The 23,476-nt window shown below is 50.8% G+C and carries 17 protein-coding genes and 1 pseudogene; 2 read left to right on the top strand and 16 right to left on the bottom strand.

The genetic code is table 11. The features are described from left to right. The 4 genes from BW941_RS08410 to BW941_RS08395 all read right to left on the bottom strand — a co-directional run bounded on the left by BW941_RS08410 (position 1) and on the right by BW941_RS08395 (position 3,865). A complete protein-coding gene (locus BW941_RS08410) occupies positions 1–1,395 on the bottom strand; it encodes a Y-family DNA polymerase (protein ID WP_076515138.1) in 1,395 nt (464 codons plus the stop codon). A gap of 4 nt (positions 1,396–1,399) precedes the next feature. Beyond that, positions 1,400–2,071: a translesion DNA synthesis-associated protein ImuA gene (gene imuA, locus BW941_RS08405; protein WP_076515137.1), complete on the bottom strand. Its 672-nt coding sequence runs from the start codon at positions 2,069–2,071 to the stop codon at positions 1,400–1,402. A gap of 154 nt (positions 2,072–2,225) precedes the next feature. Continuing rightward, entirely contained in the window at positions 2,226–2,654 is a 429-nt protein-coding gene (locus tag BW941_RS08400; RefSeq protein WP_076515136.1) for a type 2 periplasmic-binding domain-containing protein, read from the bottom strand. After that, positions 2,654–3,865, bottom strand: coding sequence for a hypothetical protein (locus BW941_RS08395; RefSeq protein WP_076515135.1), 1,212 nt, complete (start codon positions 3,863–3,865; stop codon positions 2,654–2,656). The genes BW941_RS08400 and BW941_RS08395 overlap by 1 nt, the downstream gene beginning before the upstream one ends. A 246-nt stretch (positions 3,866–4,111) precedes the next feature. Here BW941_RS08395 and BW941_RS08390 point away from each other — a divergent pair, with 246 nt between their 5' ends. Then, positions 4,112–6,199 (top strand): putative bifunctional diguanylate cyclase/phosphodiesterase, encoded by a 2,088-nt coding sequence (locus BW941_RS08390; protein ID WP_076515134.1) that lies wholly within the window; start codon positions 4,112–4,114, stop codon positions 6,197–6,199. On the opposite strand, the gene BW941_RS08385 is transcribed toward BW941_RS08390, so the two are convergent. From BW941_RS08385 to BW941_RS08325, 12 genes and pseudogenes are all read right to left on the bottom strand, one after another. Beyond that, positions 6,176–6,943 carry a ParA family protein gene (locus BW941_RS08385; RefSeq protein ID WP_076515133.1) on the bottom strand — a complete coding sequence of 256 codons (768 nt, stop codon included), beginning with the start codon at positions 6,941–6,943 and terminating at the stop codon, positions 6,176–6,178. The two genes, BW941_RS08390 and BW941_RS08385, sit on opposite strands and share 24 nt — an antisense overlap. Before the next feature lie 376 nt (positions 6,944–7,319). Beyond that, a pseudogene (locus BW941_RS18120) lies at positions 7,320–7,613 on the bottom strand (methyl-accepting chemotaxis protein); the annotation flags it as partial. A 670-nt stretch (positions 7,614–8,283) separates the two neighbouring features. After that, complete coding sequence (locus tag BW941_RS08375) at positions 8,284–8,655, bottom strand: response regulator (RefSeq protein WP_076515132.1); 372 nt, start codon at positions 8,653–8,655, stop codon at positions 8,284–8,286. After that, positions 8,655–8,903: a hypothetical protein gene (locus BW941_RS08370; RefSeq protein ID WP_076515131.1), complete on the bottom strand. Its 249-nt coding sequence runs from the start codon at positions 8,901–8,903 to the stop codon at positions 8,655–8,657. The genes BW941_RS08375 and BW941_RS08370 overlap by 1 nt, the downstream gene beginning before the upstream one ends. Beyond that, a complete protein-coding gene (locus BW941_RS08365) occupies positions 8,903–11,950 on the bottom strand; it encodes a chemotaxis protein CheA (RefSeq protein WP_076515130.1) in 3,048 nt (1,015 codons plus the stop codon). Before BW941_RS08365 ends, BW941_RS08370 begins: the two co-directional genes overlap by 1 nt. Continuing rightward, positions 11,947–12,315, bottom strand: a complete 369-nt coding sequence (locus BW941_RS08360; RefSeq protein WP_217693580.1) for a response regulator transcription factor — start codon at positions 12,313–12,315, stop codon at positions 11,947–11,949. Before BW941_RS08360 ends, BW941_RS08365 begins: the two co-directional genes overlap by 4 nt. Further along, a complete protein-coding gene (locus tag BW941_RS08355) occupies positions 12,315–13,157 on the bottom strand; it encodes a CheR family methyltransferase (protein ID WP_076515128.1) in 843 nt (280 codons plus the stop codon). The genes BW941_RS08360 and BW941_RS08355 overlap by 1 nt, the downstream gene beginning before the upstream one ends. A gap of 3 nt (positions 13,158–13,160) precedes the next feature. Beyond that, positions 13,161–13,778: a HEAT repeat domain-containing protein gene (locus BW941_RS08350; protein WP_076515127.1), complete on the bottom strand. Its 618-nt coding sequence runs from the start codon at positions 13,776–13,778 to the stop codon at positions 13,161–13,163. A gap of 12 nt (positions 13,779–13,790) precedes the next feature. Further along, positions 13,791–14,867 (bottom strand): chemotaxis-specific protein-glutamate methyltransferase CheB, encoded by a 1,077-nt coding sequence (cheB, locus tag BW941_RS08345; protein WP_076515212.1) that lies wholly within the window; start codon positions 14,865–14,867, stop codon positions 13,791–13,793. A gap of 4 nt (positions 14,868–14,871) precedes the next feature. Continuing rightward, positions 14,872–16,425, bottom strand: a complete 1,554-nt coding sequence (locus BW941_RS08340) for a chemotaxis protein CheW (protein WP_076515126.1) — start codon at positions 16,423–16,425, stop codon at positions 14,872–14,874. A gap of 11 nt (positions 16,426–16,436) precedes the next feature. Beyond that, positions 16,437–18,350, bottom strand: coding sequence for a methyl-accepting chemotaxis protein (locus BW941_RS08335; RefSeq protein ID WP_076515125.1), 1,914 nt, complete (start codon positions 18,348–18,350; stop codon positions 16,437–16,439). Positions 18,351–18,780: 430 nt separating this feature from the next. Further along, positions 18,781–20,301, bottom strand: a complete 1,521-nt coding sequence (locus BW941_RS08325) for a cytochrome-c peroxidase (RefSeq protein ID WP_175607882.1) — start codon at positions 20,299–20,301, stop codon at positions 18,781–18,783. Positions 20,302–20,788: 487 nt separating this feature from the next. On the opposite strand from BW941_RS08325, the gene aceE reads away from it, so the two are divergent. Then, positions 20,789–23,470: a pyruvate dehydrogenase (acetyl-transferring), homodimeric type gene (gene aceE / locus BW941_RS08320; RefSeq protein ID WP_076515122.1), complete on the top strand. Its 2,682-nt coding sequence runs from the start codon at positions 20,789–20,791 to the stop codon at positions 23,468–23,470. The last annotated feature ends 6 nt before the right edge of the window (positions 23,471–23,476 follow it).

Raw genomic sequence — 23,476 nt, 5'->3', positions numbered from 1 at the left:
CTATGAAAAATAGCCATGCAGAAACCAACGTTTCTGGTCATCCCTGAATACCCAGAGCAATTGTTCATCCTGCATAACCTGATAATAATCCCGGCGCGTCATCCAGCTATCCCACCAGCCGCTGGTTATGCGCAGAGGGCCTTGGATAATGTCTGCGGGAGGAGGGTAGGGAACTGGCTCAGGCAGCAACCAGATAGGCCAGTCTCCGGTTCGGCTCAGGCTGTCTGTTACGCTTTCATCTGCGGGCTGTGCTTGCCATGAAGCTTCTGGTCGCGGGTCTCCAGTGCTTTGCAGTACCGACACCTGGCTGGCTGATAGCCTGGCTTGTAAGCGGTTAATCAGACTGCCTGACAGAGGCGTCTGGTCGTCTGTTGCAAGGCATGATGCCTGCTCATGCTGTCTTGAAGTGAACTGGGTGACACTAAGCTGAAGCTCAGTGACCGGGGCCCGCAGAGACTGCTTATCCAATTGATAACGGCACAGTTGTAACAGTTCTTCATAGCGGTATTCATGGTTGGCAAAGCTGAATAGCCAGCGGGTTTCCGGAGGTTCTCTGTGTAACAGACGTAAGGCCAGCCAGCGGACTGAAAGCTGATGGTGGTGGAGAAATCCACAGAGGCTGTCGAGCAGACGAGCCAATGGAAAAAATAGCCCATTTCTGTGCTCGGCATCATGACTGAATATGACTTTCTCAGAGAATTTCAGCGGCGGAGTAAAAAGACTAGAGGGCGGTTTTTGCTGTCCGTGCAGTTGCTGCAGTTGTTGCATCAACTGCGGACAGATACGACGACCAGTTTCTGCGAGTGGCAGTTGTAATAACTCTCCCAGATGCTGAATACCCAGTCGCTGTAATGCCAGCAGCTGTGCATCGTTGAGATGCAACTTATCCAAAGGAAGTGTCTGTAGCGCATGCTGTTGTTGTGCGGTATTCAGAGAGAGTGTCTGTACATCAGCGAGTGCCTGCCAGCGCGCAGAAACAGGCGTCAGGCCTAAGCCATATTGCAGTGGCCACTGATGCTGCTGACAGCCGTCTTTGAGCGTGTTAACGAAGGCTTCAATGCCACCAAACAGCCTCAGCATGCTTCCTGCTTCGAGCCATAAGCCGTCCGCTGGGTCGGGAAATATCTGTGCAGAGTAGCGATATGCCCACAATGCCCTTTGTTGCAGTAACTGCTCTGCGTATTCCTGGTTCAGGGTATGACAGACAACTTCCGGACACAGAAACAACGCACTGGCGAGGGGCATGTCTGGGCGAATTCCACATTGCTTTGCAGCCGCTGATACCTGAACGACCCGCTGCTGATCCTGAGTAATCACAATAACCGGGCTGTGATAATCATGGACCAGACTGTGCAGGTACATATCCGGAAAGTAGAGATAGAGCCAGGCGTTCATGGGCTTAACCTGTTCGGGTTGCGCTGTTCAGTGACAGTGAAAAGGCATTACCCGGCCAGCGTCCCCGACGTTTAATAAAGCGCAGGTTTGCCTGTTCTGCTGAGATTCGTGTGACCTGAAGCCTCAATGGTGCGGCTGAAGCGCTGTTCTGGTGTCTGGCGTCGGGCCATAGCCAGCAGAAGTTCTTACTTGCTTCGCAGGCCAGTTGAATCCTGCGAATGCTGTTAGGGTCCGATTCAGGCAGCCATCCCATGACGGCGCTGCAGTGACCAGACCGAAGCCCTTCTTCGACGCACCAGAGTGCTTCTTTGCGATCTTTGGGGTGCACCATCAACAGTCGTCGGGTATCTATTCCTGCCATTGTCAGGGCTGGCGCGTAGGGAATAGCAGGAGGAGCTACCATCATGATCCACTGCTGTTGATGACTTAATGTCGCCAGCACGGGTAGCAGAATGTGCATATCACCGCAGCCGTACCTATGAGGGTAAATCTCGCAGACCTGGCCAGCTTGCCAGCCCCCTTGTGGGAGTTCACGGTTCAGCTGCTGATACCCAGAGGAGATGACGCTGGCACTGCTACAAGGTTGCTGAGCCGCCTGCCATACCAGTCCTTTGTTCAGAGCCTGGTCGAGAGGGTAACTCAGACCGGATGACGAATGTGATTGTGTCGCTGGCATACCTCTCTCCTTTATGTGTTTTTATATACAGTACTGTATATAAAAACAGTATTCAAGGGGGTGGCTACGACAGAGCGTGAAAGACGCAGAAAAAAAGGGCCTCGCAGGCCCTTTCTCAGTTCAGTACTTGTCTTGGTCGGCGTACGCTTACCGGTCAGTCGGTGGCATAAATAATAACCAGATCTTCCGGTAGGTCTGTGTCCGCAGTGAGATAGCCAATGCTGCTTGGTGTATTAAGAAGATACTGAACCATCGCCTCCTCTGAATTGACTATCTGAGGCGGCGGGCGGCGACCAGTAAACTTCATTTGAGCCCAATAAGACTGAACCCGGGAGTCAGACAGGCCGACGATCTTGATGTTAAACAGACTGCGCGTACGACTGCCGGGAGGTAGGGCTACAGGCTGCAGATCACGACCCACCGAAGCCCCCATAAACAGATTGCGTATCTGTTCACGGGATAATCGCACGCCGGTATTGTCGGAATGCGTCACAATAATGATCCGCTCACTGGCGAAGGCAGCAAATGCTCCTGGTGCAGACAATAAGGTCAGCGCCAGTAAAGAGCTAAATATGAGTCTCATCAGAAGATCCACTCCCACGCCACTTGGTAGAGGTAGGCATTTTCAGTGGAGTCATTTGATGATGGGCTCATAAAGAAACCGCTGCGGCTTCGTGACTCTTCAAGCAGAGTTATTTCTGCTTTCAGTGCCATATTCATCCGAAAGTCCCAACGTGTTCCCAGGGTGTAGCTATCCAGGTTGCCATTCGGTGTGCTGGCAAATACCTGGTAGTAGGCCGTTGATAACATATCCTGCTGCGGGTTTCCGGTCGGGGGCATCGGCAGCTCGTTCGACATTTTGACTGCACTGTATTCGCTGCGGCTGTATGTCGCGTGCAGTGTCCAGTCGTTGATAACCCGACCTGCCATCAGGTAGTAACCCGTGATCTCAGGAGCAATTTCGTACCCTGTGACTATGTTGACCCATTCTGCTTTATAGAATGAATTTAACGTGTCGTAGCTGAGAGATGTCTGCAGAGCGTATACATTACCGGAAGATTCCAGACTTTTGGCGCTGTCGTTGTAGCCGAGGGCATACAATTGTGAGCGCAGTTCAGATACATTCGGGATCTCGGTCGTGTTGTGCGCCTGATGGTATGACATGCGTAAAGACAGGTTATTGCGATTAATCGTAGCGACGATCCCCGCCAGGTCTTCAACTTCTGTTTCAACGTCTACTTTTGTGCCGGCAAGGAACAAATCGCCTTTGAAGTATCCATAGTAAGCTTCAAGGTTGAGGGCCAGAGAGTTACCGGCGTGATAATAACTGGCACTGGCGCCATTAAAATTAGAGAACAGGTAATTGTTGTAAACCTGCACAGGTGCGGTTACCCATGGATAGCTGTAGCCAACGTCGTAACCGTCGCTGTAAATAAAAAACGGTGTACGCAGTTTCCCAGCCCTGAAGTGCCATGCGCTGCTTGGCTGGTAACTCAGGTAAGCCCACTCCAGCCCGCTGTCACGATCGTCACTGGTATGTGCGACAAACTGGCTCGAAACGGACAGTTTATCGTTGAAGGAATAGGATGGCTGTACTGCTAACAGTGATTGCTCATCCAGAGATACTTCATTGGTATAGCCATCGAAACGTCGGCTGCTGTGGCTGAGGTAGCCACCAATGACGCGGGCAAAGCCCGAGATTTCCAGATTGTCGGTCAGTTTTTCTGCATAGCATGCCTCTGCACTCAGAAGGAGGGCAGATACAACGGCAGCAACACCGGGTATTTTTATCATTATATGGTTGCTCCAAGTTGCGTCAGAGTACTCAATGTCGGCTCTGTTGCAGGAGTATAGTAATCAATTCTGCCCATACAGCTTGCGGGATGTCCCACTTCTGACAGTTTGGCCTAATATGTCATATAAGTGATAGGCTGAGAAGGATAAATATCATTCCTTAACGGCCAGACATTGAACTTATAGTGAACTATGATCTGATGGCAGGTATAAAAATTTACGACGTCAGGGAACAGAGAGAGTTACATGCTGATTAGAAGCATCAGAACGGCGGTAATGCTATTGAGTCTTATCTCGATTGCACTGGTCGCTACTTCTGTATTTTATTCTGCCCTGCGCGAGCATCGGGAGCTTTACACCCGTTATGTTGAAAGCGATCTCCGTGCACTCTCTGACAACATGGCCAGCGACCTGGTTGGGATTCTCAGTAAGTCGGATCATTTCTTCGACCTGAAGCGTTATCTGCTGAGCCTTGAGCCTTACGAAAATGTGGTGGGTGCCGCCATTTTTGACCCGCAGTGGAACGTACTTGAACTGTATGCTGGCCAGGCCATGCTTGAGAGCCAGGGTGATTTCCCCGTTGATTTCACGGACTGGAAGTTTTTCGAGTCTGGTGTACTACGCGACGACGGACGTCTGATTGCTGTCCGACGTATCGGCGAACCACCTTTGGTGATGGGGCATCTGGCCCTGATCGTTGACCTTGAGGGACCACTGCTTTCCAGCACTATCAGCCTGGCATTACGTATTCTTCCTGTCGCGATTGCTGTGATCCTGATCATGGTGGGTCTGTTCTATGTACAGGCCAGCCGTTGGTTGTGGCCTTTGACTCAGTTATCTGAATTTGCCCGAAAAGTTCAGGAGACCAAAGACTATCGACTCAAGATCCCTGTATACGGTAAGTACGAGGTGTCGTCGTTAACGCAGGACATCAACAATATGATGGATGCGATCCGTGTTGAGTCCGACATAAATCAGGAGTATGTCGAACTTCTGGAACAGCGCCGGGAAGAAATGGAATACCTGGCGAACTACGACAGCCTGACGCGTCTGCTTAATCGTCAGAGTTTTATGGGCATTCTCGATGCTTCATTACGTGAATTGCGTGATAGCAAGGAAGGCGACCTGGTAGTCATGTTCGTCGATCTCGACGGTTTCAAAGAGGTCAACGATACGCTGGGCCACGAGGTCGGTGACAAACTGCTGGTTGAGGTTGCGGAGAGGCTGAAATCGTACATCCCGAGAGAAGACGTTGTCAGTCGTCATGGCGGTGATGAATTCCTTGTTTTGTGTCGAACCTCTCCTGATCATCCGGAGAATATGGCTGAAGACATTGTCAGTGGTCTGAGAGCGACTTTTCTGATTGATTCATGGGAGGTCCGGATCAGCGCCAGCGTCGGTATTGCGCGGGCGTCCGAAGGCGGTTTTGATACGCAGGACACGATACGTAATGCCGATGTCGCCATGTACGTTGCCAAAAAAGAGGGTAAGTCTCAGTACTGCTTCTTCCAGGAAAATATGCTCATAGAGCATCAGCGTAAAATTGACATTGCTAATGCCATTGAGCCGGGTCTGGAGCGTGGTGAGTTCTACATCTGTTATCAACCCAAGGTCAGCAGTGACGCTGAACCCCGGGGTGTCGAGGCACTGGTGCGTTGGAACAGCCACTCGCTGGGCAGAGTGGCGCCATCAGATTTTATCCCTATTGCTGAACGCTCAGGCAAAATTTCTGCGCTCACCGACTGGGTTGTTGAGCGTGTCTGCCGCGATGTTGCGGATTACTTTCAGGACCTTCCTGTTCCGATACTGGTTTCTCTTAATCTGTCGGCATACGATCTTAAGCGCTACCAGTTCTCTGATTTTATCCGCAGTACGTTTGAAACCCATTCTGTTCGTCCTGAGCTCATTGAGTTTGAAGTGACGGAGCATGCGTATCTCGATAATCTTGAGATGGCGAACCGATTCTTCAATGACATCAGCGAACTTGGTTGTCGCGTCGCGTTAGACGACTTCGGCACAGGGTATTCGTCGCTCAGTTACCTGACTCGTATTCCTATCGATCTGATCAAGATTGATAAACAGTTTGTTGAGAATATTGGCCTTACAGCCCGCGATGATGCATTGGTTTTAACCATTATTGAGATGGCAAAGCGTCTGGGGATAGAACTGTGTGCAGAGGGTGTAGAAACCGAAGCTCAGCGTGATTTTCTGAAGATTCACGGTTGTAACCTGATGCAGGGATATCTGTTTGACCGCCCTCAGGAACTTGAACAACTTAAAGCTATTTTTGCTACAACAATCTCGGAACAGTCAGGCGTGCTCACGCACCGATAGTCGTTCACCAATACACTGACTCAGCACCGAGAAATCCTCCGCTGCCCGTGATTTTGGCGCAAAACCAATGACGGGCTGGCCTTTTCTGAATGCGTCAGCAAGGCGTATATCGGTCCGTATGGCGGGTAATATCCGGTCGTGACCAAAGTGTCGACTGACTTCTTCCATCACTGCTTTATGATGCTTCATGGTTTTACTGGCCATGGTGGGCAAAAAGCCAGCCAGTTGAAGTTTAGGGTTATTACTGAGCTTTACCGAGTGCATAAGTCTGACCAACTGTTTAATCCCCTGGTAGGACAGGAAATGCGGCACGAAAGGTACGACAACCCAGTCGGCAGCCATTAACGCATTCATTAACAGCTGATCCTGCGAAGGAGGAGTGTCCATCAGAACAACATCAAAGCGATCATCAATTTTATTCTGGCGCAGTGCTTCATCCAGCTGAAGCTGACTTTCACCGGCGTTGTTGTGGTCAAATGTCGGATCAGCGGGGGACAGCCATAAGCCGGGATAATCACTCAGTACGATGGAGTCATTGAGTGTCTGGTGATTGCCTCGGAAGATATCGTGAACAAAGGGGGCAGAGGGCTTAATACCGAGCCCAGCGGCGCAATGAGACTGAGAGTCAAGGTCAATAATCAGTACCCGGAAGCCGTGTTCGGCCAGCCCGGCTGCCAGATTCACTGATACCGTTGACTTTCCAGTGCCTCCCTTACGGTTACAGATCGCGATCCGGACAGCCATGTCGTGATTACCTTTCTCAGAACAGTTCGATGGTTGGGCGCTCGTCTTTGCTTTCAGTCGCTTCACCTGTCACGACCGATTGATGAGTATCCGCCTGAATCTGCATGGTATAAATTTTCTTCAGGGCTTCTGCGACATCACTAAGGTCCAGCAATGGGTGGTCAATTTCACCAGCCACGGCCTGGCTCAGAAGACGAAAGCGTTCTTCAAGCAGTTCAAGGCCATGCTGAACGTGTTCAATCTGCTGTCTTGAAACATCCTGAAATTGAGATTCGCTCAATACATCCATGACAGAGTTGCGCACGAGATCAATCGCTTCTTCGGTGTTGCCGGATAAGTGATCCAGTGCACTGACCGCCTGTTCGAAGTCTTTAGAAATAGAGGAAACGGCATCGGTAATATTGGCAAGCCAGTTCATTTCATCCGCTGTTTTTTCACTGCTGACAGCCATTTCTTTCAGCTGACTTTCAACGGTATTCGAAACCTGAAGAACACTGTCCTCGATTTTTCCTGCAGCGTCTTCAATCTGCATAGATAGAGTACGCACTTCATCGGCAACAACGGCAAAGCCACGACCGGCTTCGCCAGCACGGGCGGCCTCGATGGCGGCATTTAATGCCAGAAGGTTGGTTTGTTTAGTCACATCCCGGATCAGGCCAATCAGGGGTTTAAAGCTTTCAACCTGAGTAACAACATCCCGGATCGCCTGCTCTTCTTTTTCACGCTGCTGCTCATGAATTTCCCGGTAACGCGTCATTTCGCTGAGCAGTTCCTGACTGCGTTTGATAATGTTGTGGGCATTTTCACTGATGTCATCAGCTTCGGATTTACCCATGTTCAGTGTCTGAAGAAACATCTGCGAACGGTCATTAATTGACATCAGACGTTCCATAATTGTGGTTGCTGCTTCTTCGGTGACTTCGTTCGTTTTGCTCAGGTGGGCGTTAAACAGTGCAGCAATCGGACTGAAGCTGATTAATACGTTCCGTAGGTCGGCCAGCATTTGCTTTTCGGCAGCCGACAACACCATCATGGGTTCAGCTTCGTCAAAATTACTTTCGCGGCGTGGGGCTTCATCTCCTGTCATTCTAGCGACAAACCATTTTACCCAAATGCGATTAAAGTGGATGATGGCGAATGTTAAAAATGAGAGAAACAGTGCTCCACCAATCGCATTAGCATCGAGAATATCGGAAAATATGCCGCCCAGAGTACGGTGCCCTGTTGCCAGTACGATCAGAAGAATGAATGGGACGAGAGCGTTGCCAAGCAGAGCAAGGCGATTCCGTTTTATGCGTAGCGGTATCAGATCAGTATCTTGTTTCATATCACCTCCGCGCTCAGGCGCCTGGCAGAACCTGTTTAATAATTTTTGCCAGATCCATAGCGGGAACAGGTTTTACTAACCAACCTGTAGCTCCAAGGCGTTTTGCCTGGTCACGTTTTGACGATTCACTCTCTGTTGTGAGCGTGAGAATCGGCGTAAATCGGAATTTAGACATGGCCCGGAGAGCCTGTATCAGCTCCATACCTCCCATTCTGGGCATGTTCATGTCGGTAATGATCAGGTCAGGGTTCATGCTGTTCAGACGGTCCAGAGCTTCAACGCCATCAGATGCGGTTTCGACTCTGAAGCCATTCATTTCGAGTGATGAACGCACACTCATCAGCATAGTGGCAGAGTCATCAACAACAAATATCAGTTTACTCATTACTGTGCTTCCTGTTTTGCCAGCAGTGGTTCAATCCAGCCCCTGAATGAGGTATCTGCAGGCCAGGCGTTGATTGTGCGCCGGGCGGATGTCAGGGTTTGCAGCGCTGCAGTGTGCATGTGCTCGCATTCTCCTAGGTCAATCTCGCCTTGCGGATGAGCTATCAGCCACTCCTGCAAGTCATCAACCTCCTGGATGGTTACCACAGATTTCAATATTGCTCTTTCTTCACTATAGTCGATAGCCATCAGAGTACCTCCTTAAGATTCAGGACCATCAGAACTGAACCATCACCAATCAAAGCTGCGCCAGAATAGGCCTGCATTCCGGAAAGCACGCCGGTCATCGGTTTCTGGATAATATCGACCGAACCGCGGAAGTCGTCGACGACCAGACCAATGACGTCATTACCGACCCGTGCTACGAGCACCGCGTGCTCTTCTTCTTCGTTGATAATCTGCTCGGCAGGCAGAGCCAGTAGCTCGTTCAGTGACTTGAGCGGCACAATACGATCCCGTAGTACCGTTGTTTTGACGTGCTTAACCGTGTGAATGTCAGAGCGTGGTACGCGGACGGTTTCGAGCACCTGATCCATCGGGATACCCATCAACTGGTTGTCTGATTCGATGATCATGACCCGGGTCACAGCGATCGACATAGGCAGGGATATGCGGATACGAGTGCCCTTATCAACCTGGCTTTCGAGTGCCATGGTGCCGTTCACTTTATCGACCGCGCTGCGAACGGCATCCATACCTACTCCGCGACCTGATAAGTCAGAGACCTCGTCGGCGGTTGAAAAACCCGGCATCAGTACCAGATTGACGGCTTCTTTATCGGTCAGGCGTTGACGGGTAGCCTCATCGATCAGTCCTTTCTCAAAGGCTTTATTACGTATAACTTCAGGATCAATACCTTTACCGTCGTCCTGTATCTCGATCATTACCCGGTCAGCTTCCTGAGATGCTCGTATTGTCAGACTGCCGGTTGCGGGTTTTCCTTTCTGTTTGCGGACGTCCGGTGCTTCTATACCGTGATCCAGGCTGTTGCGGACAATATGAATCAATGGTTCTGCCAGAGATTCGATAATATTCTTGTCGGCCTCGGTATCCTCACCCTCTATAACGAGCTGCACGTCTTTGTTCAGGCGTCGGGAAATATCGCGTACGAGGCGAGGGAAGCGCATAGAAATAAATGAGAACGGCATCATGCGAATCTGCATGATGGAGTCCTGCATTTCTTCTGCGATACGGTTTACAACAGCAAACTGCTCCTTAATCTCGCGGGCGAGGTCGCGCAGTCCATGTTGTTCCTCCGCGCGCTTGGCCAGGAAAGGAAGGGCATTCTTAGCGACCGTCATTTCGCCAATCAGGTTCATGAGACGGTCGATTTTTTCTTGATCTACTTTAACGCTTTTCGATGGTGCGACTGCAGGTTCGGGTTTGAATGAGGACGCCTTGTCTGCGGTCTGTTTCTCTGCCGGTGTCTCGACTGGAGCAGTGGCTGCAGGAGCCTGTATCTCTGGTTGTTCAGTTGTCTCTGTATCCTGAGATTCAGTATCTTCTGAGGACCCTTCCGCGGCCTCATCGGCAGTACTTTCGTCAGAACTTTCGTCAGGGTTTTCTTCGCCCGATTCCTCAGAAATGTCTGTTGCTTCCATGTCTGTATCTTCTGGACCCTGCTGGGTATCCAGATTATCTGGATTACGTGACTCGTCTTCAGCGCTATTGCTCTCTGAACCCGCGCCAACTGCGCTGCAGGCGCCCGGAATGACTTCGTTGATCCAGTCAGCCAATGGCTCAGTATTGCCAGACAGTGCAGCGTTAACAGCTTCTTCCAGTGCTGGGATCAGACTACTGAGCCCCAGACTTGCTGTTGTCTTTATCAACACATTGCAAGTGGCGCGCAGGCGTCCCTTGGCCCAATCGACGGTCGGGTCGAGCTCCAGAATGCGCCCCTGAGTTCTTACAATATGTTCGAAGGCCTCCCTGTCGTCTTCGACGAGGGCATCGAGCAGATCCTCAGTATCTGCGCCGGATAAATCAGTGGTTGACTCGGTATACGTATCTAGGCGGCTTTCTTCAGGCTCGTGTTCTTCTTTTCTTTCTTCGATTTTTTCATCGGGCTCCGGCTCTGAGAAGCGATAACCACTCAGATGCTGATTGTGTCGAAGTCGCTGACAGACAACGATCAATGCTTCTTTTGCCTCATTTTCCTGAGCGTCTGTGTCACTGGTGATTGCGATAACCCATCGCAGCGCAGCAGCAGCCTGTAGATCTTTATTCAGCAGTTCGAGTGCCGTTGTTGCGATATCGGAAGCCGTATCAAACTGGATGGCTTCTACAGCATCGCAGAGAGCATCCACGGTATCTTCTGGAAGCGCATCGTTCTGGTCATCGCCGCTCAATAGTAATAAATGATGGCTGCTCAGCTCTTCAATATCGGTTTGCTCAGTAACGTAGCGATAGTGCTCATGAAGCTCGTCCTCGGAAGCGTTGCTCAGTAGTGTAAAAGTACTGACGCACTGATAAGGATCGAGATCGTTGATGTCTTGAGTTGCGCAGGCATTCTCGACTTTGCCCCAAAGTACGCCAGGCGTACTGCGTGCCGTATGCAGAGGATCGTCACCCTGAAAGAAGCACTCTGCCAGAGGAGAGTATTTTACTAACCAGATAGGTTCGTCAGGGCTGCTCGCTGTCCATGCCTCAATCAATGTATCGACCGGAAGAACTTTTAACAGGCTATGTTCTGGAGGCAGACCCTTTGCGCGGGGAGGGCGACGTTTAGATGATCCACCGGCGGATTTTTTCTGTGCTGTTGCTTTCTTCGTTTTAGTCGCTGCTTTTTTAGCTTTTTGCGGCTCGTTAGCAGCGCCAGAGTCGGTAGCCTCAGCGTTTGCTTCAGAATTGTTGCCGTCAAGGTAGGCTCTCAGATCTTTTGAGAGTTGTGTCGCTGCTTTGCTGTCTGAGACCGGTTCACCATTGTTCTCTTCAAGGCTATCGCAGAAGCTACTGACGTAATCCATGGATTCAAAGAGCAAGTCGGTTAATGCCTGGTCCCATATCTCAGGACGCTCTCTGGCTTCTGACATAACGTCTTCACCAGCGTGGAGTACGCGCGTCAGATCCGGAAATTCAAACAGACCTGTATTGCCTTTCAGCGTATGAACGATTCTGAATAATTCGTTCAGGGTAGTTTGTTTGTCGTCTGCTTTTTCAACCTCGAGAAGCTGCTCACTGATGCTTTGCAACAGGTCGCGGGTTTCAGAGACGAATTGTTGTAGTAAAGGACTCATACGCTTTCCTCTCCCACGAGCAGACGGACGTAGGTCATCATCTGCAGGGGTTTAATGGGCTTCACCATATAAAGATTTGCGCCTGCGGTGAACGCCTTGGTGTGATCCAGTTCGGCGGCCTCTGTCGACACCATAATGGCGGGTGCCTGATCGATATCTTCAGATCTGAGCTGCATAAGAAACTCATACCCATCCATTTTCGGCATATTAATATCGACTATGTAGAGGTCGAACGTATTCTCCAGAGCCTTTTCCAGAGCTTCGAGGCCATTGACGGCTTCATCGACAACGTATCCGGCGGCCTCAAGTACATTGCGGTGATACATACGCACTGTGCTGGCATCATCTACGATAAGAACTTTCATTATTTTGCCTCCAGTGGTCGTTGATACACGATGGCTGCCGGGAATTTTTTGACCCGATAAAGTGGAGAGATACGTCCCATTGATTCGGTGTGTCCAAGGCAGATATAGCCACCGGGAGACAGGGCTTCAAACATATATTCAGCGGCGACTTTTCGTGAAAGATCGTCGAAATAAATCAGCAGGTTGCGGCAAAAAATAATATCGATGTTCCGCATCGCACGAACATCAGCGGGCTCTGACAGATTGACACGAGTGAACTCGACGGCGTCACGTATATCTTCAATCACCTGTTGCCCTCCGGTAACATCGCGGAAGTAACGACGCTTCCATGTGCTGGGAACGTTGCGGATAGAGCGTTCTGAGTAAATACCGCGTTTAGCGGTTTCAAGTATCTGTGTGTCGATATCTGAGGCAATAAGCTCAACATCCCATTTATCAATACCATCCCACTCTTCCAGGAGATACATTGCGATGGAGTAGGGCTCTTCGCCTGACGATGAAGGGATACACCAGATTCTTATTGGCTTATTAGGGTCATGGCGAGTAATAACATCGGGTAGCATCGAATCAATGAGGCAACGGAACTGATAATCCTCACGCATGAAGTATGTTTCATTAACTGTGAGCAGGTTAGTCAGCTTCTGAAGCTCTTCACCGCTGGCCTGAAATCTCAGTGTTGTAAAATAGTGTCTGAAAGATTCGGAGTCGGTCGCTTTCACTCTCTCAGCAACGCGCTTATCGACGAAGTATCGCTTGCTCTTATCAAACTTAATTCCGGTCTTTCGGTAGAAAAATTCAGCGAACTTATCAAACTCCTGGTCGCTGATGAGTTGATCGCTCATATATCAGCTCCCGATGATTCTCTTGATGGCAAGGTCTGCAGCAAACTGGATGTAGGGTTCATCCGTAAAACGCTCTTTGAGTGCTAACAATGCCGGTTCTGATTTTTCGCTGCCTACTTCACCTAAAAGATCCACTGCGGTTGCACATACATTGACGTGCTCATCATCACGGATGACATCAATCAGCCACTGTTCTACGTCAGGATGGCACAGTGATTCGAGGATATTGACCGCAAAAATACGAACATCCGGATCAGGGTCATTGAGTAAGCTGGCCATAATTGATGCTACTTCCCTGGGCAGGTGCTTCATAGCTTCAATGGCTTCATTTCGCAGGCTCACATCCTCCGTGCGTAAGCAGCGAACCAGGCCGTTGACTGCCTCAGTGTCACCAATCTGAGTGAGAGAACTCAGGATAACCTGCTTAACAGACATATCTTTTTCTGCTTCCAGTTGGTCCAGAAGCATGACCGAAGCATGGGCGCATGAAACAATGTCCCGTGCCGCCCAACGGCGTTTCGATGGATCTTCTGAAATGAGATCCTTACTGATTTCGCTGCAGTCACGTTGGCTTGATTGCGTCTCTTCCGGTGCTGTAGTGTTTGATTTTTTTAATGCCATAACATTCTCCGGTTAATTAGACGCGAATCTGATAATTTCATTGGCAATAGCGTGAGCAGGTAGCACCTTTCCAGCCCCCCTGCGTTCGATCAGCTCAGCAGGCATGCCGAAGACAATGGCTGTTTCCGAACTTTCAGCAATGGTCTGAGATCCTTTATGGTGTAGTTCTGCAAATGCACGTGACCCATCGTGTCCCATGCCGGTAAGAAGAATGGCCATGACTTTCTTGGGGTCACAGTGGCGCATTGCAGACTTACCCAAGAGTTCGACTGATGGATGCCATAAGTATTCTTTATCTTCGGGTTTGCTCAGGGCGTATAGCTGACTGTTGCGGATGGCAATTGTGATATCGGCATTGCCTCGTCCGATGTAAATAGTTCCTGGGCTGAGAGGTGTGGCTTTATCCACTTCTTCAACTGACATCTGGCAGGCGCGGTCGAGACGGCTAGCCAGCGATTTAGTGAAGCTGGCGGGCATGTGTTGAGCGATGACAATAGGGGCGGCCAGATCTGAGGGCAGCGCCGGTAGAATATCTTCGAGGGTTCGTGGCCCGCCGGTGCTGACACCGATCAGAATGACTTTGTCTTTGACGCCAGTGGCTTTTCCCTGAACTGCCGGGGCAGGGCGTGCAGCTCGGGCTCTGGGTGCACTTGTTGGCGGTATGGCTGCCTGTTTTGTCTGAGAGCCTGATCTCAACTTCGCCTTTGTTGCTGATCTGACTTTACCTATCAGATCCGCGGCGACATCGTCCAGCGACATAGAAATAGTACCGCCGGGTTTCGCCACAAAGTCGATGGCGCCAAGATTCAGGGCCTCGAATGTGGCGAGGGCTCCTTTTTGAGTGAGTGAAGACAGCATGATGACCGGAACTGGACGTTCCGCCATGATCAGCGATAGAGCTGAAATGCCGTCCATTTCTGGCATATTAATATCCAGTGTTACTACATCGGGCTGGAAATCCCGGTTCATTTGTACGGCTTCGTTACCATTACGCGCGTGACGGATGGTGAAGTCGCCCTCTGATTCAAATAATTGTGTCAGATGGCGTCTCATCAGAGCAGAATCATCAACAATCAGAAGTTTTATCATGGTGTCAGTTTCCTCCAGCAGCACTTTCCAGTTGTTCTACCGACTCCTGATCGATGAGAGCATCAGGAGCAATCAATTGAATCATGCGCTTGCTATCACGAAGGTTGGCCATGCCAGAGAATATTTCACCGTGTTCCTCGGAAATTCTCGGTGATGGCTCAACGCAGCCATCTGGCAGGCGAAGAACTTCTGTGACCTGGTCGACGATAAAGCCAGTGCGGATTCCGTGAATCAGGAATACAACGATGCGCTGACGCTCAGAGCGTTCAGTGCTCTCGATTTCCAGGCGTCTGCGCAGGTCGACGACCGGCAGTACAATGCCGCGTAAATTGATAACCCCTTCAAGAAAATCCGGTGATTTAGGTACGCGGATGAGTTCATCCGGGATCCGCACTATTTCCTGAATGCTGGTGATCGGTACGGCGAATTCCTCACTATTCAGCTTAAACACCACGACCTGATTATCGTCTTCGACATCATCATCGTTGTAGTCGTGATCTGAGTTTTCCTGTTCAAGCATATTTTCCTCCGCTAACTCGCTGATGGTTTCCTGCAAGTTTCCGCTATCAAAGAAACGTTCGATGGATAGGATGGATACGAGTCTTTCACCGTCGTTCAGTCGGCATATGTCGGTAATATCCGAAAGCTCAGTTTCTTTGGCCAGAGCAGGAATCAGTGCTTCTACTGTATCTTTATTTATTCTCAGAACTTCGCTAACACTATCGACAACGATGCCGAGGAAATAGCCACCTGACGTGACCACAATGACCCGGCTTTTCTCGTCAGGATCTTTATCCATCAGGGCGAACATAGTGCGTAGGTCTACCAGGGGAAGCAGCTGATCACGCAAGTTCATCAGCCCGAGAATATGGTGGGGAGACCTGGGAACACTCGTAATTGATTCTGGCATCTGCACGATTTCTTTGACGTCATCGATATGGATGGCGTACTCCTGCCGGTCTACGCTGAAACTTACCAGCTGAATCTCATCACTTTCTTCTTCTACTTCTTCCTGATTCATACTGTCGTCGACTAAGCCATCCGACAGCATGCTGTTTTCGTTGGTCAGTTGTTCGAGATGCGCAAACTCATGCTCGATCAGTTGCTTGAAATCGACCACCATGACCATACTACTGGCCGCACTGTTTTTGATGACGCCTTTAAGGAGCGTCGTATCTACCGACGACTTAATTTTTGAAGCGTCTTCCAGTTGAGTTGGATCGCAATCAATGACACTGGCCACCCGGTCAACTACGAAACCCAATGGCTGGCCTACATCGATAACGACGGCTCTCGTTGCTTCGTCGGTTTCTGCATCCGGAATACCAAACAGGTAACGCAATGACAGAATAGGAAGGACTTTGCCGCGTAAATTAGCCAGCCCACAAAGTGACGGTGGCGCTAACGGCACCCGGACGACATCCGGAACCCTGATGATCTCCTGAACTGGATTCATTTCTACGGCGAACAGTTCATCTCCGACACGGAAGGTGACGTACTGTTGGCGCTCGTCATTATCCAGCTCGTCCAGCTCGTTTATTTCTTCGGCTGCGCTCATAGTTATTCACCTCAGACGCTCTGGAGTTCATCAGCAAGCGACGCAATCTCTTCAATAGCGGAGGCAAGCTCATCGGCACCACGGGACTGTTGCTCTGCAGCACTGGCAGCTTCGTCTGCGGCTTTTTCTGCTTCTTCTGAGGCGGCCGCGATTTGTTCAGACCCGTTTTTCACCTGCAGAATCGCGGAGGAAATATCGTTAGATGCTTTCAGAATTTCATCGGAGCCTGTTTCTACTACGAGGATTTCTTTCTCAATACGCGTCAGGTTGGAGGTTGATGTTTTGGCCTTTTCTGTTTCCTCTATCGCTGCTTCTACAATTTCATCAAGGTCTGTTCCGACGGCAAATATCTGATCCTGCACGGACTTCACCAGGTCTTTGATGCGATCGGCATTCTCAGCAGAATCGCGGGCCAGGTTTCGTATGTCGGTAGCAACTACAACAAAACCTTTGCCAAATTCACCGGCCCGTGCAGCTTCAATCGAGCCGTTCACAGCAAGCATGTTGGTCTGAATCGATACCATCGCAATGGCTTCTACGATTTTGTCTATACGTCGGGATACAGTCTCGAGATCACGTACCTGTTTAATACTGTTCTGAGTGGCTTCAACCGATGCGCCAATACCATGTATCAGTTCATCCACTGACGTTTTGTTGGTCGCTAATGATTCTTTAATTTCGGCTATCTGACTTTGACTGCGAGTGGCTCGCTCCTGAGCTATCTCCAGACCGCGTTCGATCTGATTGATCGCGGCCGAAGATTCTTCGGTCGCAGCAGCGGCGGTTTGTGATCCAAGTCGAATCTGCTCAATCGCTGTCATGATTTGGGTGGATGCACGATTAATTTCCTGCACCGCAGAAGAGAGCTCTTCGGCGCTGGACGCGACTTCTTCGGCACTCTTTGCAACGTCTGTTGAATTTCGCAGGTCATCAGCAAGATCAAAGAGGCTCTGGGATGCTCGCTCACACTCACTCAGAGCCTGGCTCTGTTCGTTGACTGTCTTGGCTGATTCTTCAGCCGCCGCAGATTGTTCTTCTGCCGCAGTGGCAATGTCTTCGATGCCCTTGAGCGCCTGTTTTGCTGCGATACTGGACTGGGATGCACCGCTGGCGATTTCCTGGGTTCCGTCCATGATTTCCGACATATTACGGCGAATACCAGTAAGCTGTTCGCGAATAACATGACCTTTTTCGACTTCAACCTCGACCTGCTCAGACGACGTCTTAATACCTTCGGCGATGCCCTTAACCTCGTGCTGAATTTGCTTCACCAGAGTCTGGATTTCATTCGCGCTGGTTTCAGAGGTCTCAGCAAGCGTTCGCACTTCGTCTGCGACGACAGCAAAGCCTTTACCGTGCTTGCCTGCACGGGCAGCTTCGATTGCTGCATTCAGCGCCAGAAGGTTGGTCTGGTCGGCGATGCGCACAACTGCTTTAACGATGTCGCCGATATTGGCTGCTTGTTTTTCAAGCTCAGACACTTTCACTACTGAAGCCGATTGGCGAGTGGCAGCCTCACGGACGTTCGCGACCAGGCTGTCAATTTTTTCGCTGGTGTCAGACACGATACCTGTTAATTCTTCGCACCGGTTACGAGAGCCTTCGGCATTGGTCAGCTGCAATGAAATAGAGTCATTGACCTGGTTAAACGCAGCCAGGGATTCCTGAGCGGCGCCGCTGGTTTCTTCTGCCGTTACCGCGATCTGATCGGATGCGCTTTGCAGTTGTTGGCTGGCTGCTGCGGCTTCGGTAATCCCGGATGATAGCTGCCCGGTGGCCGCTGCAATGCGTTCTGCTGCCTGTTGTTGTTTGGCGAGAGTGCGAGCACGACGGCGCTTCGCCTCGGCTTCTTTCGCGACGTTAGGGTCGACTGCACTGTCGGAGGTTTTTGCGCTGGAGTTCTGAGGTTTTTTCACAAGTGCCATGTTCGTGATCCTGCTTCAGGTATTGGGGTGCAGCGCTAGCCTCCCGACAGAAGGTGGTGCAGCACGGCCAGTGGATAGTTAATTGTCCCTTAAGGAGACAATGAGTTAGCCTTTCGGGCCACTCATGGTTAAAACGATAGACGGGGAGGGGGTCTTGTCAAAAAATACGCGGTAGCTGAAATTCTTTGGTGCGCAGCGTTTGCTACACAAATTCAACAGAATTAATCAGCATTGTTTCGAGCGATAGGGCTGTGATGTTACAGGTGGTAAATAGCGGCTGTTTCGAGCAGAAATTTATAACTGAGAAATTTAGTTCCTTTATTTTTAATCGCAAAATGTTCTATTTGCTTAAAGTCACGGATCCGGTAACTGAAGGCCGGTACGCGATCTGCACGTTCCGGCCTTTTACGATCAGTCAGAGTGCGCTGTATTAGTTGGCCAGCAGTTGCGACTCGTACTGATCAATGATTTCCAGACGGTTACCGTCTTCCTCATCAAGGTCTTGCGGTATCCACTGACTCAGGCAGGTGCTGTCTTCAAGACACGGGTCGGTCAGTGCTTCAAGAAAAGCCACCAGATTATTTATCTGACTGTCGCTGAGCTCGGTATTGATGAGCAATGAAGCCCCTGCTGCCTGTTCAGCCTCAAGTGCGGTCAGCACTTTGCGGCTGTTCTCTTCGGCATAACCACCTGAATAATCTTCACACGAGGCATCGCTTTCATTCTGAGCCAGAGTGGCGCAGGCGCCACCGGCCGAAAAGTAGTCATCAACGGCTCGAGTCGGATTCAGGTGATGGCGCACCACGGCTTCCAGAGAGTCATAGGCACCGGCGTGTCCAAACGGCCCCGTATGCTCCACATTCAGAAGTGACGGTGTGCGGAAAGCAAACTGATCTGATTCGTTGCCGGTTTCGCGCATACGGCCAAAATCTTCATGAGTGTTGTCGCCGTTTCCTTTACCTTCGCCGATCTGTGGCATACCAATATTGTGGAAGCCTTCGTCGGTGAAAAAGTCACCACTGTGACAGGAAGAACAGCCGGCGCCACCGCCCTCAGCGCTATTAAAGAAAAGATAGGCCCCTGCTTTCTCTTCAATAGTCAGAGCTTCGGTATCTCCGGCAACGTACTCAGCCCAACGGTTGTCGGTAAACACCTGTGAGTTTTCATACGCTGCGATAGCTGACGTGATCCGCTCGAAGGTAATAATATCTTCTGCCGGAACGGTGGCATCGTAGACTTCCTCAAAGGCGTTTACCCAGTTATTGACGCTGTCGCCATCTGGATCAACATTTACTTCGTTCAGGCTGTCACCCACATTCTGAAGGCGTTGCTCGAGGCGGGTGCGGATGACTGTGTTGTCACCTGGCGCGTAAGTGTGGCCACGCATTTCGGCAGCAGAGGTGACAGGAAAGCGGGCCTGTGCTGCGCTCATTGTCAGGCCGGAGTCTGCGTCAGCAGTATTAAATGTACTGTCTGGTGTACGGATTCCCTGACCATCATTACCATTCCTTCCCGCTGTTTTACCGATACTTTCTACCCGCCCATCGTGGAAAAGCACCTGATCCCACAGGGCAATGTTAAAGGTCGTGGGGGCGTTACGCGGCACGGTTGGGTGCGTACTGCCTGAATGGGTACGACCTGGGCCTAGTAATTCAGGACGATCTGCACCGACACCAATAGGCAGAGAGAGATCGTCGCCGCCGCCGAGGGCAGGGTGGTGACAACTGACACAAGCGGTGTCCTGGTCTCCGCTGAGAGATTTAGAAAAGAAAAGCTTCATACCCAGCTGAGCTTCTGGCTCAGAAATTTCTGGTAGAGATCGGCCGGAAGCCGGGTCGCCGGTCAGATTCTGACTGGCTATGACGGCACTCAGATCGCGGTCCAGTTTTTCTTCACGGGTTTTGCCATCGTTGTCGAAGAGACACCCGCTGACGGCTGCCGTCATTGGCATAATTATTAGTATTTTTGATAGGAGAGTGGTCGCATTGAAGGGCATAAGTCCTGCCTGATTTAGTGTTATTCCCTGCACTGGCGTAGCCAGCATGTTAAGTGGCCGAGAGTTTACTTATCTTGACGTAAAGTGTCTTAGAACTATTTGAACTAATTCCATGCATTCAACCCTAGATTCTATAAGGAATATGTTGTTCGGAGTGTCGCTTAGGGACACTGGTAAAGATGGGCTCATCAATCCGGACAAAAAGAGTCACTGGGCGAGGATGAAACCCTACGGACATATCGATGTCTCAATATTTTCGTGAAAGTCTTAAATGACAAAATAGTCACCTTTGTGACGGGGGCGTCAACATTCGTGGAAATGATAGGGGGCTGGTTGAGAGTTTTGCGACCAGCCTCGAATTTCTTTACGGCCCCGAGTGAGTGTTTTCCGAGACTTTATCTATACTGAAAGCAGCACATGCCCAAGGTCAGGAGCCTAGCAAATGGATGATCAGGTCTACACGAACGATGCAGATCCTCAGGAAACCAAAGAATGGGTGGATGCAATCCACTCCGTTATTCGAGCTGAAGGGTTAGACAGAGCCCACTTCTTAATTGAACGTATTGCCGAAAGGGCCACCAGGGACGGGATGCCACTCCCGTATGCGTTGAATACCCCGTACCGCAACACTATTCCACCTGAAAAAGAAGCGCCGATGCCCGGTGACCTTTTCATGGAACGACGTATCCGCTCTCTGGTGCGTTGGAATGCGTTGGCGATGGTACTGCGAGCAAATAAAGAGGGCGCGGGTGATCTTGGTGGTCATATTTCCAGTTTTGCTTCCAGTGCGACGCTATATGATGTGGGGTTCAATCACTTCTTCCGTGCTCCGAACGCTGACAGTGAGCAGTCACCCTTAGGTGACCTGATTTACTACCAGGGTCACGTATCCCCGGGCATTTATGCGCGAAGCTACCTTGAAGGTCGCTTCGACGAACACGATCTTGAACGATTCCGACAGGAAGCACTGGCACCAGGACTGTCATCGTATCCGCACCCTAAGCTTATGCCGGACTACTGGCAGTTCCCAACGGTCTCCATGGGCCTTGGCCCGTTACAGGCGATCTATCAGGCGCATTTTATGCGTTACCTGTCTGCGCGTGGGCTCGTGCCGCGTAAAGGCCGTAAAGTCTGGGCCTTCCTCGGTGACGGCGAATGTGATGAGCCAGAGACTCTGGGCGCCATCGGTCTTGCTGGGCGCGAAAAGCTCGAAAACCTGATCTTCGTTATTAACTGCAATCTGCAGCGCCTCGACGGCCCGGTCAGGGGTAACGGTAAGATTATTCAGGAGCTGGAGAGTCAGTTCCGTGGAGCTGGCTGGAACGTTATTAAAGTCGTCTGGGGTCGCCACTGGGATCCTTTGTTAGCGAAAGACCGTAAAGGCCTCCTTCAGAAACGCATGGACGAAACCGTTGATGGTGAATATCAGAACTACAAGGCCAAAGGCGGTAAGTATACGCGTGAGCATTTCTTCGAAAAGTATCCTGAGCTGAAAGATCTGATTAAAGACCTCAGCGATGAGGACATCTTTAAACTTAACCGTGGCGGACATGACCCGTACAAGGTATTCGCGGCGTATCACGAAGCCGTGAATCACAAAGGGCAGCCCACGGTAATTCTGGCTCATACCGTAAAAGGGTATGGCATGGGTGGCGAAGCCGAAGGTCAGAATCAGGCGCACCAGGTTAAGAAACTGGATATCGATAGCCTGAAAGCCTTCCGGGATCGTTTCGGTATTCCTATACGTGACGAAGACCTAGAGCACCTGCCGTTCTACCGTCCGCCTGCTGACAGCCCTGAAATGACTTACATGCGTAAGCAACGTGAGAAACTGGGCGGCAGCCTGCCGGTACGTACCGAGAACTGGCAGGGCCTTACTGCGCCGGATCTGTCGTTCTTCCAGGCCCAGCTTGATGGTACTGGAGAACGTGAGATCTCAACGACCATGGCGTTTGTCCGGATTCTGTCACAGGTAGTAAAAGACAAGAACATGGGCGAGCGCGTTGTGCCTATCGTTCCCGATGAGGCGCGCACGTTTGGTATGGAAGGCATGTTCCGTCAGATGGGGATTTACTCATCTGAAGGCCAGCTTTATGAGCCGGTCGACCAGGGGCAGGTCATGTACTACCGCGAGGATAAGAAAGGCCGCATCCTTGAAGAGGGCATCAACGAAGCCGGTGCATTCTCTGCCTGGATGGCAGCGGGCAGCTCTTACAGCACTAACGGCCTGGCCATGATTCCTTTCTACATCTATTACTCGATGTTCGGTTTCCAGCGTATCGGCGATTTTGCCTGGGCGGCAGGCGATATGCAGTGTCAGGGATTCCTGATTGGTGCAACCAGCGGGCGCACCACGCTTAACGGTGAAGGCCTACAGCATCAGGACGGTCACAGTCACTTATTGGCGTCGACCATTCCGAACTGTATTTCTTACGATCCGACTTACGCTTATGAAATGGCCGTGATCGTTCAGGATGGTCTGAAGCGCATGTACGAGAAGAAAGAAAAAGTCTTCTACTACATCACCTCTCTGAATGAAAACTACCCACATCCAGCGATGCCAGAAGGTGTTGAAGAAGGCATACGCCGCGGTATCTACAGGCTGCGTGAGTCGGCAGGTACCGACAAACCCGTACAGTTGATGGGATCGGGCTCTATTCTCAGACAGGTTGAAAAAGCGGCCGAATGGCTGAACGAAAAAGGTATCGCTGCCAGCGTCTGGTCTGTGACTTCGTTCAACGAGCTGCGCCGTAATGGTATGGCCTGTGAGCGTGAAGCGCTTCTGTCAGCAGGGCAGAGAACGCCTGAGCCGTATGTGACCTCGCAGCTAAAACAGAGTGCAGGCCCGCTGATTTCTGCGACCGACCATATGAAGGCGTATTCCGATCAGATTCGTCCTTACATTCCGGAGGGGCGTAGCTATCAGGTGTTAGGTACAGACGGCTTCGGCCGCAGTGATACGCGTGATGCCCTGCGTCGCTTCTTCGAAGTCGACTGGCAGCATATCGCCTGGGCCGCAGGTTATGAGCTGATGAAAGAGGGCTCTCTGTCTGCCGATGAGTTAGAAAGCTGGAGAGAAGAGCTTTCTATTGATGCGTCTAAACCAGATCCGCTGTACAGCTGAGGAAGG

Source organism: Thalassolituus maritimus (assembly GCF_900156675.1).
Classification (GTDB): Bacteria; Pseudomonadota; Gammaproteobacteria; order Pseudomonadales; family Oceanobacteraceae; genus Thalassolituus; species Thalassolituus maritimus.
Note: the sequence above shows the minus strand (reverse complement) of the source record. Positions and strands in the feature narration are given on the sequence as shown.

What these genes read in the sequence shown, in the direction of transcription:
- BW941_RS08355 (WP_076515128.1), bottom strand. Translation starts at nt 13,157, where the DNA reads ATGAGCGATCAACTCATCAGCGACCAGGAGTTTGATAAGTTCGCTGAA.
- BW941_RS08400 (WP_076515136.1), bottom strand. Translation starts at nt 2,654, where the DNA reads ATGAGACTCATATTTAGCTCTTTACTGGCGCTGACCTTATTGTCTGCA.
- imuA (WP_076515137.1), bottom strand. Translation starts at nt 2,071, where the DNA reads ATGCCAGCGACACAATCACATTCGTCATCCGGTCTGAGTTACCCTCTC.
- BW941_RS08335 (WP_076515125.1), bottom strand. Translation starts at nt 18,350, where the DNA reads ATGGCACTTGTGAAAAAACCTCAGAACTCCAGCGCAAAAACCTCCGAC.
- BW941_RS08410 (WP_076515138.1), bottom strand. Translation starts at nt 1,395, where the DNA reads ATGAACGCCTGGCTCTATCTCTACTTTCCGGATATGTACCTGCACAGT.
- BW941_RS08325 (WP_175607882.1), bottom strand. Translation starts at nt 20,301, where the DNA reads ATGCCAATGACGGCAGCCGTCAGCGGGTGTCTCTTCGACAACGATGGC.
- cheB (WP_076515212.1), bottom strand. Translation starts at nt 14,867, where the DNA reads ATGATAAAACTTCTGATTGTTGATGATTCTGCTCTGATGAGACGCCAT.
- BW941_RS08360 (WP_217693580.1), bottom strand. Translation starts at nt 12,315, where the DNA reads ATGAAAGTTCTTATCGTAGATGATGCCAGCACAGTGCGTATGTATCAC.
- BW941_RS08340 (WP_076515126.1), bottom strand. Translation starts at nt 16,425, where the DNA reads ATGAGCGCAGCCGAAGAAATAAACGAGCTGGACGAGCTGGATAATGAC.
- BW941_RS08395 (WP_076515135.1), bottom strand. Translation starts at nt 3,865, where the DNA reads ATGATAAAAATACCCGGTGTTGCTGCCGTTGTATCTGCCCTCCTTCTG.
- BW941_RS08390 (WP_076515134.1), top strand. Translation starts at nt 4,112, where the DNA reads ATGCTGATTAGAAGCATCAGAACGGCGGTAATGCTATTGAGTCTTATC.
- BW941_RS08370 (WP_076515131.1), bottom strand. Translation starts at nt 8,903, where the DNA reads ATGGCTATCGACTATAGTGAAGAAAGAGCAATATTGAAATCTGTGGTA.
- BW941_RS08385 (WP_076515133.1), bottom strand. Translation starts at nt 6,943, where the DNA reads ATGGCTGTCCGGATCGCGATCTGTAACCGTAAGGGAGGCACTGGAAAG.
- BW941_RS08365 (WP_076515130.1), bottom strand. Translation starts at nt 11,950, where the DNA reads ATGAGTCCTTTACTACAACAATTCGTCTCTGAAACCCGCGACCTGTTG.
- BW941_RS08375 (WP_076515132.1), bottom strand. Translation starts at nt 8,655, where the DNA reads ATGAGTAAACTGATATTTGTTGTTGATGACTCTGCCACTATGCTGATG.
- BW941_RS08350 (WP_076515127.1), bottom strand. Translation starts at nt 13,778, where the DNA reads ATGGCATTAAAAAAATCAAACACTACAGCACCGGAAGAGACGCAATCA.
- aceE (WP_076515122.1), top strand. Translation starts at nt 20,789, where the DNA reads ATGGATGATCAGGTCTACACGAACGATGCAGATCCTCAGGAAACCAAA.